The organism is Corallincola holothuriorum (genome assembly GCF_003336225.1).
In the GTDB taxonomy this organism is placed as follows: Bacteria; Pseudomonadota; Gammaproteobacteria; order Enterobacterales; family Neiellaceae; genus Corallincola; species Corallincola holothuriorum.
Window position 1 is genome coordinate 128,069 of the sequence record NZ_QPID01000003.1, and the last position, 12,967, is coordinate 141,035.

The following is a 12,967-nucleotide window of genomic DNA, read 5'->3' on the forward strand; positions in this document are numbered from 1 at the left end:
GCTAGCGCTTATTTGCTCGCCAACAGACAGGAATGACTCATGGTTATCAAGCCAAAAATTCGCGGTTTTATCTGTACCAATTCCCATCCCGCTGGCTGTGCGGCCAACGTGCAGGAGCAGATCGCCTTTACCAAAGCACAGGGTGCTATCGCTAATGGTCCCAAGAAGGTGTTAGTGATCGGTGCCTCTACTGGATATGGCATGGCGTCGCGTATCACTGCCGCGTTTGGTTGCGGTGCTGCCACCCTCGGTATTTTCTTTGAAAAGCCGGGTACGGTGAAGCGGACGGCCAGTGCGGGTTGGTATAACTCTGCGGCGTTCCAAAGTGCTGCTGATGAAGCTGGCTTGTATAGCAAGAACATCAATGGCGACGCTTTTTCTGATGAGATTAAGCAGAAGACCATTGAGGTGATTAAGCAAGATCTTGGTCAGGTTGATATGGTGGTTTACAGCTTGGCATCGCCTCGCCGTACGGATCCTAAAACTGGCGAGACTTTCACTTCAACATTGAAGCCGATCGGTCAGGCGTATACCGCGCGTACGCTGAATACAGACAAGCTTGAAGTGCATGAGATGACGCTGGAGCCAGCGACCGAGCAAGAGATCGCCGATACCGTGAAAGTGATGGGCGGTGAAGATTGGGAGCTATGGCTTGATGCACTGAGTGAAGCGGGTGTGTTAGCAGAAAACGTGGAAACAGTTGCCTACAGCTACATCGGTAAAGAATTGACCTGGCCTATTTATGGCAAAGCGACCATTGGTAAAGCGAAAGAAGATCTTGATCGTGCTGCCGCCGCGATCACAGGCAAGTTAAGTGGGCTCAAGGGACAGGCCCGCGTGAGCGTGTTAAAGGCGTTGGTGACGCAAGCCAGTTCCGCCATTCCAATTATGCCGCTGTATATTTCATTGCTATATAAAGTGATGAAGGAAGAGGGCAGCCACGAAGGTTGTATCGAACAGATCCAGCGTTTGTTCCAACAGGTCTATGTCGGCCCTGAAAACCTAGATGAAGATAATCGTTTGCGTGTTGATGACAAAGAGCTTGCGCCTCATGTTCAGGCTGCTGTTGCCGATGTTTGGCCGGAAGTCACCACTGAGAACTATAACGAGTTAACAGATTATCGCGGCTACCACGCCGACTTCCTGAAGCTGTTTGGTTTCGGGGTGACGGGCGTGGATTACGAAGCGGATGCGGATCCAGAAGTGGAAATGCCGTTGGCTTAATATCGCATATCCCTAAGAAAGGGCGCCTGATTGGCGCCTTTTTACGTTGTAGATAGTGGATTTTTTGACTCTTGCCGCTGACACCGCCGTGACAACCCCATAAACTCTGTCAGGTTTGATTGATTGTTTTCTTCGAAATGGATCCCGTGGGTATGGTAAATAAATTACTTGTTCTAATGTTTGGCAGTCTGTTGTTAATGACGGGCTGTAGTGATGCCCCCGATTCAGCTGAAGTGCAAAAGGCGATTGAGCGCCATATCGTTTGGCAACCATGGCAGGTTGGCTCGGTAAAGCTGGACAGTGAATCTCTAGTCGGCGATAGCGCAGTGCAATACCGTTTTACGGCGAAACTCTCGCCGAAAGAGGATCTTTATCAACCACTGTTTGTTCTCGGTGACGTTCAAGTGGTCGCCGTTGGACGCCAGCGTGGAGAAAGTAAAGCCGTGCTGGGCGTGGCCGATGCGAAGAAGGGCGGTCATGGCTGGGAGATAGAGATTGCATTTGAGAACGATCCGTTCACTGATGAGGGGATGCCACAGAAAGACAATGATGTGGTGATCAGTTCTGCAGAATTTAACAGTGCGTTGAAACTTGCCAGTGCGGAGCTCTCACAGGTCAATATTGAAGTCGCAGAGTTGACAGAGAAGCTTAGCGGTTCGCGGGTGCGCCATCAGGAAGTACTGGTGCAATTGAGTGCTCTGAGGGATTCCAACCGATACAAGGTGGATCGGCTCAAGCAACAGTTTGAAAGCCAACGCCAAGCAGTTGAAGAGCGTTATGCTGCTAAGTCTCGGCAAAGTCAGGCCAACTTGAATGAGCAGCGTAAACAGCAGCTCATCGCCTTGAATGTAAAGTTTGAAGACCGTTTTACTCAGGCCGAGCACGCGTTTGCCAGTAAACGCCGCGCTTTGGATAAAGCCATGGTCGACAACGATCGTAACTACAATATCTTGGTACAGGATGTGCACAAGGCGTACAAGGCTGATATCAGCGGCCTTGATCCCGATTCCATTTCGTCCGATGAATATCGTGCCTATCTTGATGCCCGCGTGAAAGCGCGTGATAAAGCGCTGGAGCAGACCAAAGAGGAGCATCAGCAGATGCGAGAGCAACTGCGGGTCGAAAAAGAGGAGTTGGTGGTCAACCATCGAAGCAATATGGATCTGCTAAGGCAGGAGAAGCGTAGCACCCTTGAAGAAGCCCGACGCCAGCAAACAGATCAGAAGCAATCTATGTTTGGCGAAGTGCAGGTACAGATGGATGCCGCTTTAGCTGAGCTTGATAAAAGCTATGAAGCACGCCGTGCAGAGCTGCTGGCAGAAGAGAAAGCGTTGAACCGAGAACTGAAAGATTTAGCGCAGAGCTTGAATGAACTGGAGACGTTAAACGCCAGTAAATTGAATCGGCGAGATGCGTTGACCAAGGGGATCGAAGCGGCTGGAGCTGCGGGCGCTACAATCAGCTAGCTGTTTGAATCATGACAAGGAGAGGAAAGATGCAGAGAGTATTGATGCTTGTTGGCCTCTATCTGATGTTGTTGATGGGGTCGGCCACGGCTGGCACCATCAGCGTGATGGGAACGGCGACGCTGGAACAGATACCCGATCAGGTGCTGGTACGGCTGCAGGTGGTGAAAACTGCGACCACGGCAACACAGGCTAAAAGTGCAGCAGATGAGTCGGTTACCGCGATTTTGGACAGCGTTAGAGGTTTGGGGTTGGCAGATAACCAGATCGACGCAGCAGACCTGCGATTATCCCCCCGTTACGATTATCAAAATCGCGTGCGTACCTATATCGGTATTGAAGCTTCTCGTCAGATCGTCCTGATCTTAAAGGATCCAACGCTGCTAGCGCCGCTGCTGGATAAAGTGGTGAGTGCGGGTGCTGATGAGGTGCAGGGCGTTAATTGGCACTTCAGCCAGTTAAAGTCGTTACAACATCAGGCGCGTATCGCCGCATTAAAAGATGCCCGTAAGCAGGCGCAAGAGCTTGCCGCTGTTTATGGTGCCAAACTAGGCGAGGTTGAGCGTATCGACACCGTCAACCAGGCGTCTCCTATGCCCCAGTTGCGGATGGCGATGGCGGATGAAAGTGCAGGTTATCAAGCGCCGACGCAGCAGATCAGTGTGCAGGTCTGGGTAGAATTTGAACTGGACTAAGTGATGCGTTGCATTTGGCTGCGGTGGTTTTTATCGCGGCAGCTGGCATCGCAGCAGGCGTTCTTGCCGTTGTAAATTATTTCGTAAATAAATATGTACAAAAAGCTGACATAGCTGCTTCTACTATTTTGATCTTCACTTTGGTTTTTTTATACCACTTCAGTATTACTATACGCAGCGCTGGGCAGGTAGTATTCCTGCCCATACTAAAACAAACAATATAATAATGAGGATCCTATGATGACCCTCTCCCCCATCTCCAGAGGGGTTGTACTCGGAGTGTCGTTAGGACTGGTTGCTTGCCAACCAGCCGAGCAAAAGGCACCCGAGTCATCTGCACAAACCAAAAAACAACAAGTGCAGCTTAAAGCCGACTTCAATAGAAGTCGGCTTTCTATTTATCAACCCGTGTCGCTGACCGCTGATCTATCTGCTTATTCTGAACAGCAAAAACAGATGCTTGCGCTTCTGATTGATGCCTCAGAAATTATGGATGATCTGTTTTGGCGCCAAGCTTTTGGTGAGGATAAAACTACCTTTCTTCAAGCTATCGAAGATCCTGAAGTTCGCCATTTTGCCGCCATCAACTACGGTCCATGGGACAGGTTAAATGGTGACAAGCCGTTTTTGACCGGATATGACGACAAGCCCCTCGGTGCGGAGTTCTATCCCCATGATATGACTAAGGCCGAGTTTGAAGCGGCTAGCTTTGCAGATAAGGATGGACTCTATTCCGTCGTTGTTCGTGAAAGTGATGGTGGCTTTAAAGCGATTGACTATGCCTCGCACTACCAAATTGAACTGACTCAAGCCGCCGATTTACTGCGTCAGGCGTCAGCGCTTGCGAAAGACGGCGAGTTTGCCAATTACCTTAAGCTGCGAGCCGAAGCGCTATTAAGCAACGATTATTATCCTTCCGACATGGCGTGGATGGATATGAAGAATAATCCGATTGATCTGGTTTTTGGGCCCATTGAGACTTATGAAGACCAGCTCTATGGCTATCGTGCTGCATTTGAGTCTTATGTGCTGTTAAAGGATATGGCGTGGAGCGAGCGCTTAGCACGTTTTGCGCAGTTTTTGCCTGAGCTACAAACCGGTTTACCGGTAGATGCAGCGTATAAAGCTGAAGTGCCCGGTTCTGATGCGGATCTAAATGCCTATGAGGTGATCTACTACGCCGGTCACTCCAATGCAGGCAGCAAGACCATCGCGATTAACTTGCCCAATGATGAACGGGTGCAGTTGGAAAAAGGCACGCGTCGTCTGCAGTTGAAGAACGCGATGCGGGCGAAATTTGATCAGATCTTGTTGCCCATCGCTGATGTGCTGATTGCGCCAGACCAACGTCAACACATCACCTTTGATGCCTTCTTTGCCAACACCATGTTCCATGAAGTGGCTCACGGTTTAGGTATCAAGAATACCCTGAACGGCAATGGCACTGTACGGCATGCCTTGAAAGAACATGCCTCGCCGTTGGAAGAGGGCAAAGCGGATATCTTGGGCCTGTATATGGTGCGAGAGCTGTTTAATAAAGGCGAGATCACCGAAGGTGTGCTGGAAGATTATTACACCACCTTCCTCGCGGGTATTTTCCGTAGTGTGCGCTTTGGTGCTTCCAGTGCCCACGGTAAAGCCAATATGATGCGTTTTAACTACTTTGCCGAGCAAGGCGCGTTTAGCCGTGATAGCGAAGGGTTTTATCGAGTGAATTTCGACAAGTTCACCCAAGCCACTAACGATCTCTCCAAGTTGATCCTCACTCTGCAAGGTGACGGTGACTATGCGGGGGTTGATCAGTTGTTGGCTACGAAAGGGGTGATTGGCGAACAGTTAGCCGCTGACCTGGCTAGATTGGAAGCTGCAAAGATCCCAGTCGACGTAGAGTTCAAACAGGGCAAGCAGATCCTGGGTTTATAACTGCTGACTCTGAACTCGAGAAAACGGCACCTTCGGGTGCCGTTTTTTTATTTTCGCTACTCACATTGCACTGCCATAGATAAGGGGCGACGGAATCTACTGCTTTAGCGGAGAGGGGTCTGATTTGTCTTGTGGTGAGCCGATCAATCTAAGAGTGTGTGAATAGCGTCATGAAGGCGCCGATATAAGCTGGTAACATTTTGAGCAAAGCATTGGAGTGAGTATTGGCTTTGGATAAGTCGTATATTTTAGGAAGTTGGGTCAATTCTTGCCTACAAGGTTTTAAGCTGACGGGTTGGTGTAATGCAGAAATCTTGCGGCATGCAGGGTTGGAAGCGCATGTTGTCAATCAAACCTATTGGAATGCAGATCAGGTCACTCGCCTGTTCGATGCGGCCTACCAGCTTCATGGCAACAGCGTTGGTTTGGTGTCTCGATTAGGACTAGTTCCGAATACTTTTCAATCTCTCTCGCTTGCTGTTCTTGCCGCCCCCAATTTTCATACGGGCTTACATTTGATGGCAAAATATAGTGCGTATATATCAAATGTGCTGCGCTATACCTTTGATGACACGCCGGAGCACCCTCTGTTTAGCTATGACGCTGTAGGCTCAGCAGAGCCTCACGTGATGATTTCAGATGCTATCTTAGCCGCGACGGTACGAACTTTTCGTTTTGTACAGCCACGCAGCGAACTTATTTATGAAGTTCATCTGGCACAGAAGAAGCCGGATGATGCAGCAGTTTATGAAGCATATTTTGGGGTGCCTATTCAGTGGCAAGCGAAACAGCATGCGTTGTTGCTTAATAGAGCAAGCTTGCTACAAGGCTCAATGCATGCGAATGCTGCACTTTTTGAAACGCATGATGCTGATTGTCTGAATACGATTCACCGATTGAAACCAGATGACTTCTTGGCACAACTAAGCCAAAGCATTCGAACTGCTTTAAGTGACGATGATTTTTCCATCTCCGCTGTCGCAGAAAGGCTGGGGGTTAGTGTTCGTTCGTTGCAGCGTCGGCTGTCAAAGCAGAACACCAGTTACAGTCAGCTTTTAGATCAAGTGCGCATGAAGGAGGCGGAGGTTTACATAAATTCTTCTGCCTACAGCGTCAGTGAAATCGCCCAAAATTTGGGCTTTTCTGACGCAGGTAATTTCACTCGCGCTTTCAAACGCTGGTATCAGTGCGCTCCGCAACATTACAGGAAGCTGGTTCAGTAGGGGCTGTGAATTTCATCACGGTTTAACTATCTTGGCGTCAGATGACATGACAGCGTCGTGTGTTGACATGCGGCCTTAGCTATTTCGCCATACTCTTGACTCAACGTGTCACATTGTTGACGGTTTGCGCGTAGCCATTCGCCGGCATGGGATAACCTGGCTTAATGCGGACGGCTATAGACGTTAATTGAGTCACAGGGATGGTTATGAGAAATCACTTTAAGAAACGCTCTACTTCTTACCTATTACTTCTGATTGGGTGTCTGACAGCGGCATTACCAGCGCAAGGCGAGGTGACTTTACCTGGCACCATTGAAGCTGAAGATTATGATGGCGCGCAAGACTCAACTTGGTACAACGAGGGAGGCGAGTATGGTTGGGGCAAAGTTGATATCGGCATCGCTGAGGATACAGACGGTGGCTATTATGTCGGTTGGACGAAGCAGGGTGAATATATTCACTACAACATCCTTGTGCCAACAGCTGGTGACTATCAGTTTAAAACACGGATATCGACCCCCAAAGATGGACGAAGACTTCACTTTAAATTAAATGGTAGCCAGCTCGGTGAAACCGCCACTTTGCCAAACACCGGAGGATGGCAAAACTGGCAAACCATAGAGTCTCAGCACCATCTCTCAGCCGGTTCACATATCCTAGAAATCTTTTTCGAAAGCCGTGAAATTAACGTTAACTATATTCAGATCGAAGGCATGTCCTCTGTGGGCGAGCCGATCTCGTTACCTGGTCGGGTTGAAGCCGAAGACTTTGTAAATTATTACGATACAACATCCGGCAACAGCGGTGGAGAATATCGAAATACGGATGTCGACATTGAGCGCACATCTGATGATGGCGCGGGCTTTAATGTGGGCTGGACTGACAGCGGTGAAAGTCTGAGTTACGAAATTTTTGTTGAAAAATCGGGCCGCTACCAGGTTGCCCCTCGAGTCTCAACAATTAAGGATGGGCGTTCTCTGTCTCTGCGCTTGAACGGCTCATACCTTGGCGACCCGTTTTTGATCCCGAATACCGGAGGTTGGCAGAATTGGCAGACGATCTCTCAGAGCGTCGAATTACCTGAGGGTAATCATCAGTTGGAAGTTATGTTTGCCAATCAAGAGATCAACTTAAACTACATCGATATCCACGAAGAAGACACGGATGACCCAAATGACCCAGATGAACCTAAAGGGTGGAACTTGGTGTGGAGTGATGAGTTTAATGGTACCGCAATTGATGCTCAGCGTTGGAACCATTCAGATAATGGCTGGGGCGGCGGCAACAATGAGCTGCAGTACTACACGCCTAGGCAAGAAAATGCTTACGTCGATAATGGTTCGTTAAAAATCACTGCTCGTCGTGAATACTACGAGGGGAGCGATGGTGGCCGTGACTTCACGTCTGCGCGGCTCGATACCAAAGGAAAAATGGATTTTCTATACGGTCGTGTAGATGTGCGAGCCAAGTTGCCAAGTGGTCAGGGGTTATGGCCAGCTATCTGGATGCTACCGACAGATGATGCATACGGTGGGTGGGCGTCCAGTGGCGAGATTGACATTATGGAGGCTGTCAATCTGCAAGTGGATGGTAACAATAGCATCCACGGCACACTGCACTATGGTGGTAAATGGCCTGACAACACACATAGCGGTGACAAGGTTACTCCAGCGACGAATGTTGCGACACAGTTCCACACTTACAGTGTTGAGTGGGAGCCGGAAGCAATTCGCTGGTATATCGACGGCAAGTTGTACCAAACACAAACGCAGTGGTGGAGTGAAGGTGGTAGCTATCCAGCGCCATTTGATCAGCGCTTTCATCTGATTCTCAATGTCGCCGTGGGTGGAAACTGGCCTGGTAGTCCTAATCAAAACACCGTATTTCCGCAAATTATGGAGGTGGATTACGTACGTGTATATGAAAAAGGGCAGCAACAGCCGGGCGATGAGTGTGATTCGCTACCTTATGGCGGCAGGGCTGTGGGCATACCGGGACGGATTGAGGCTGAAAACTACAATAGCGGATGTGCTGAATTTGCTTATTCAGATGTAGAGCCAGAAAACTTAGGTGGTGAATACCGAGATGGTGGTGTCGACATTGAGCGAGCAAATGATGTTGGCGCTGGCTATAGTCTCGGCTGGCTCAGGGACGGTGAGTGGCTTGAGTACACCGTCATGGTTGAATCTGCTGGTAAGTATGATTTGGATCTGCGTGTCGCTAGCGAAGGGAATGGCTCTGTCATCCGTTTTGAATCCGCTGGCTATGATATCTCCGGCGACATCAAAATCCCACATACGGGAGGCTGGCAAACTTGGCGCACAACGACGCTGCGAGGTATTACGCTAGAGGCGGGTCAGCAAACGTTAAGAATGCATGTCGTTGATGGCGACTTTAACCTTAATTATATCGATGTTAAACCAGCCGGGAAGGGCCCCCACAGTGTTGATAAATCTCGAGGAGAGTGGACGCTAGTAGTGATCCCCGATACGCAGCACTACTCTCAAAATCGTGACAATGCGCCTATCGCGCACATGCGCACCGCTTTTCAGTGGTTAGTGGATACGAAAGAAGATCTCAACATCAAGTTTGTGCAAGGATTGGGCGATATCACCGAGGGCTGGAATCAGCGCTGGGAGTGGGATAATTCCACTTCTGCTTGGGATAAGCTCTACGGGCAGGTGCCCTTCATGCCTATCATCGGTAATCATGACGATCCGTGGATGATGAATCAATACTTCCCTGTCTCTAGCTTCTCTAATGAAGCCTGGTGGGGTGGGGATTTTGGCGGCGTTGAAAACAACTATGGCCTGATGACAATTGGCAGTGAAGACTATCTGTTCTTGCAGGTCGAGACGTACGATCAGTACTCCGACTATCGCCCGGCAGGCATGGAGTGGGCCAAACAGATATTGGCTCGCTATCCAAACCGCAAGGTAATTCTGGCGACCCATGACACTTGGGCCACTTCTCATATTAAGAACAACCTGCTGACCAAGTATGACAACATCGTTATGTCTAATGCCGGCCATGTTTGTCAGCGCGAAGCATACTATACCCAAAATGGTCCTCGTGGGGGGGTAAGCCACAATTTTATTGTGGATTATCAGTGTGATGCGCAAGAGGTCATGCTGCTCCGCTATTACGTGTTTAAGCCCATGGAAGACCGAGTGGATTACTTCACTTATTCGCCAGTGACAGGGCAGTTTGAAGCAGATGATAGCTCTCAAGGTTCATTTGCCTTGATCCAGAAAGATCCTTAGGTAGTAGAGTGGGGACTTTGCATCGTGCCCACTCTGAATCAATTTTCACCTGACCGTTGACGGATTGTATCAAATCGATGAATAGGTTCAGTAAGCAGAGCGCCAAATTAAAGCCGTGGTTGCAACAACCCTGGCTGGTGTTTCTATTCGTGGCTGGGGTGATTGCATTATTCGACCTGCTCTACGCTCCCTCTCCGACTCCCACGATTGAGGTGAGTGTTGCGGATAAAAAGGCCATTGTGGCTTATGCCGAACAGGGGCGCGGCCGACCGTTGACGGCTGAGGAGGTAGAGATTGTTTTGGCAGAGCATGTGCAGGAAGAGATACTGCTCAAAGAGGCCTACCGCCTAGGCCTCAATGACGATGCAATGATACGTATGCGTCTTCTCAATAAAATGCACTTTATTATCAAATCACAAGTTCCGACTCCGACTGAAAGTGAGCTAATTGACTATTTTAAGCGTCACACAGACAGCTTCAGAGCACCGCCATCGTGGCGCTTTGAGCAACTCTTCTTTGTCACCAATAGGCCGATTCCGCAGACCTTGCTGGTTGAGCTACGCTCGGGGCAGATTGAAGCCAGTCCACAGCTGACTCAGCAATCCTCTTCAAGTTATTGGAATGACCTCCCCGAACAAGGGATAGCGGCTCGGTATGGTGCTCATGTGGCGGAGGCGATCATTGAGGTACCGAAAGGGGTATGGCAAGGACCATTTCCAAGTCCTACCGGTAACCACTTCATACGTGTTGAGAGGATGCGCCAAGGTGCGTTGCCAATCTTTGAAGAAGTACGGAGGCATGTGGAGAATGAGTGGAAAAAAGAAAAAGAGTCAGCATTTATCCGACTGCGGGTTGAGCAATTGAAAACGCGCTTTTCGATTGGTGTGACAGAAGGTAGTACCACGCTTTGAAGTATTGGTTACGGTCATTTTTCATTTTCTTGGTGTCATTGCAGGGCTTTCCGGTGATGGGCCACGAGCTTGGTATTATCAGTGCTGTTTTGACGGAGTCCGACAAGGCGTCAGTGACGGCCAAAGCGGACGAACGGCAGTTTCAGTTTGACGTCATGATCCCTTTTCATCTGGCATATCAGGTGTCCCTGCCTGATCTACCTGAACAATGCCAAATGCGCGGCACAGAAAGGGTGAGTGGTGCATTAGATGTCATTAGATATCGTTTTGCCTGCCGTAGTAAATGGAAGCATGGCGATAAGCTGACGCTTCATTGGCAAGCATCCGGAGTACTCTTGACTGCGCCTTCACTTGGCTATGATACGCGTGAAAGACAGCTGTTATTGCGTGCCGATGAGCGTATTGTTATCCCCTTATTCCAGCAAGGGGAAGGCTATTCAGGTGATTGGCTGAGCAGTATTAGCCGTTATCTAACCCTTGGTATTGAGCACATAGTTTTTGGCTATGATCACTTGCTGTTTGTATTTGCTATCTACTTGATGTTGGGTAGCAGTGTGCAACTTATTAAATCGATCACTGCGTTCACGTTAGCCCATAGTTTGACACTCTCTTTAGTGTATCTGTCGTTTTTTACTCCTTCTTCGGCATTGGTTGAAACGCTGATTGCGTTGTCTATTGTTATGATGGCTCATGAGATCATGTTACCAATCGATCAATCTTCCAAGCTGGGTATGCGCTCGCCTTGGTTGGTTGCGGGTAGTATCGGGTTACTTCATGGAATGGGTTTTGCGGGTGCACTGAAGGAGATAGGAATACCGCAAGCCGAGGTGCCCGTGGCCCTACTGTTTTTTAATCTGGGAGTGGAAATTGGCCAAATCAGCTTTCTTGCCGTACTTAGTGTGATCAGTTTATTTATACCTCGTTTGTATCGCTATGCTTCCGGGCGTCGCTGGGCAATTGCGCCTTCCGCTATCACCTATCCTTTGGCCGGTTGCGTGGGTGGTGTCGGCATGTATTGGTTTTTGCAACGTGTGATGGATATAGCTAACTAATACCCGTCATTTTTTTGGTTTGTCTATTTGTTCGAAATCCACTGCTGGCAGTGGCTGACCTCGCACCAATTTTATCAACTCGGGTACCAGTTCTTTTCCTGTTTTAGGTGGTGGCAAGCGTACGGTTTGCTTGGGTTGCCAGCCTGCGGGGGTATGCTCTGCCAGCAAGTAACGGAAGGGTAGGTATGGCTCTATGCCTAAGCGCATGTCAACGAACTTAAGTTGTCCTTGATCAGTCTGTAATTGATAAAAGCCATGTGTAAACCAATCCAAACGCGCCAGCTTGGGTAGCGCCTCTTTGTTGGCCAAGTTGTGCTTGTGGGGATAGGTGTTGAAGTGAATCGGTTTAGGGTTGAGCCAGCTGAAATACCCTATCCACAAGTGGTGGTCATCTTTACCGACAATGCGCCAGCTTAAGATATTGAATGGCGTTGGGGCGATAAAAGGGGTCTCTGACACGCCCTTGGACTCGAGTTCCGCACTGGCTTGATATTTCACCGATAACATCAAAACCAAGCTCAATGCCAAATATGCCTGACTAATCCCCAACCCCCATAGGTTCGACTTCAATGGTTTGGCTTTCCGCCGATTCAAGCCGATGAGACTGAATATCACGCCTATCAGCAGCGGTAGGGTATATAGCGGATCGATGATAAAGATGGTTGACCAAGCGATCGGCGGTGAGGCTAACGGCCAAAACAGCTGGGTGCCGTAACTGGTGAAGCAGTCAAGCAGTGGATGAGTCACTAAGCACAACCAAGCCATCAAAGTGGCGCCCCAAAATCGCCATCTGTGTAGTTTGGCAATCAGCAGGCCTAGCACAGGTGAGAGCGCCGTCAGTACAAAGATCGAGTGGCTAAAACCACGGTGCTTAGTGACTTGGTCGACGGCGTCGGGGTAATGGATGAAGACATCCATATCGGGGAGTGTGCCTAAGCCCGCGCCCCAGGCGAACGCGCGCCAGCCTAACTGACGCCCCCCAATAACACCACCGACAGCGGCACCGAGTGCGGCTTGGGTAACTGAGTCCACGAGTAATCCTGTTGCAACATGAAAAATACAGAGTACGAATGCGTTTGCTTAAGCAACCTTACTCTCTAGACCACAATAACCGACATAAGTGCGTACATTAAGCACAAATCAGTCACTATACGCCCAAGGCGTCATGCTTATCGTTATAGCTGTGCTGTGTATTCGACCTCGTATTCAT

Annotated in this window: 9 protein-coding genes; 8 read left to right on the forward strand and 1 reads right to left on the reverse strand. The window is 49.3% G+C overall.

Annotated elements, in window-relative coordinates:
* Positions 1-39 precede the first annotated feature (39 nt).
* From fabV to DU002_RS06210, 8 genes are all read left to right on the forward strand, one after another.
* Positions 40-1,224 (forward strand): enoyl-ACP reductase FabV, encoded by a 1,185-nt coding sequence (fabV, locus tag DU002_RS06170; protein ID WP_114337504.1) that lies wholly within the window; start codon positions 40-42, stop codon positions 1,222-1,224.
* Between the two features lie 152 nt (positions 1,225-1,376).
* Positions 1,377-2,690 carry a coiled-coil domain-containing protein gene (locus DU002_RS06175; RefSeq protein WP_114337505.1) on the forward strand — a complete coding sequence of 438 codons (1,314 nt, stop codon included), beginning with the start codon at positions 1,377-1,379 and terminating at the stop codon, positions 2,688-2,690.
* A 29-nt stretch (positions 2,691-2,719) separates the two neighbouring features.
* Positions 2,720-3,385 (forward strand): SIMPL domain-containing protein, encoded by a 666-nt coding sequence (locus DU002_RS06180; RefSeq protein ID WP_131414800.1) that lies wholly within the window; start codon positions 2,720-2,722, stop codon positions 3,383-3,385.
* A gap of 240 nt (positions 3,386-3,625) precedes the next feature.
* Positions 3,626-5,308 carry a dipeptidyl-peptidase 3 family protein gene (locus DU002_RS06190; RefSeq protein WP_114337759.1) on the forward strand — a complete coding sequence of 561 codons (1,683 nt, stop codon included), beginning with the start codon at positions 3,626-3,628 and terminating at the stop codon, positions 5,306-5,308.
* A gap of 314 nt (positions 5,309-5,622) precedes the next feature.
* Positions 5,623-6,531, forward strand: a complete 909-nt coding sequence (locus DU002_RS06195; protein WP_158537982.1) for a helix-turn-helix domain-containing protein — start codon at positions 5,623-5,625, stop codon at positions 6,529-6,531.
* A 206-nt stretch (positions 6,532-6,737) separates the two neighbouring features.
* A complete protein-coding gene (locus DU002_RS06200; RefSeq protein ID WP_158537983.1) occupies positions 6,738-9,794 on the forward strand; it encodes a carbohydrate-binding domain-containing protein in 3,057 nt (1,018 codons plus the stop codon).
* A gap of 77 nt (positions 9,795-9,871) precedes the next feature.
* On the forward strand, positions 9,872-10,705 hold the full coding sequence (locus DU002_RS06205) for a peptidyl-prolyl cis-trans isomerase (RefSeq protein WP_114337510.1): 834 nt from the start codon (positions 9,872-9,874) through the stop codon (positions 10,703-10,705).
* A complete protein-coding gene (locus tag DU002_RS06210) occupies positions 10,702-11,757 on the forward strand; it encodes a HupE/UreJ family protein (protein WP_114337511.1) in 1,056 nt (351 codons plus the stop codon). Before DU002_RS06205 ends, DU002_RS06210 begins: the two co-directional genes overlap by 4 nt.
* A 6-nt stretch (positions 11,758-11,763) precedes the next feature.
* On the opposite strand, the gene DU002_RS06215 is transcribed toward DU002_RS06210, so the two are convergent.
* Positions 11,764-12,789 carry a metal-dependent hydrolase gene (locus tag DU002_RS06215; RefSeq protein ID WP_114337512.1) on the reverse strand — a complete coding sequence of 342 codons (1,026 nt, stop codon included), beginning with the start codon at positions 12,787-12,789 and terminating at the stop codon, positions 11,764-11,766.
* Positions 12,790-12,967 lie beyond the last annotated feature (178 nt).

Excerpts from the sequence above, each read along its gene's own strand:
- fabV (WP_114337504.1), top strand. The coding sequence starts at position 40 with ATGGTTATCAAGCCAAAAATTCGCGGTTTTATCTGTACCAATTCCCAT.
- DU002_RS06175 (WP_114337505.1), top strand. The coding sequence starts at position 1,377 with ATGGTAAATAAATTACTTGTTCTAATGTTTGGCAGTCTGTTGTTAATG.
- DU002_RS06180 (WP_131414800.1), top strand. The coding sequence starts at position 2,720 with ATGCAGAGAGTATTGATGCTTGTTGGCCTCTATCTGATGTTGTTGATG.
- DU002_RS06190 (WP_114337759.1), top strand. The coding sequence starts at position 3,626 with ATGACCCTCTCCCCCATCTCCAGAGGGGTTGTACTCGGAGTGTCGTTA.
- DU002_RS06200 (WP_158537983.1), top strand. The coding sequence starts at position 6,738 with ATGAGAAATCACTTTAAGAAACGCTCTACTTCTTACCTATTACTTCTG.
- DU002_RS06205 (WP_114337510.1), top strand. The coding sequence starts at position 9,872 with ATGAATAGGTTCAGTAAGCAGAGCGCCAAATTAAAGCCGTGGTTGCAA.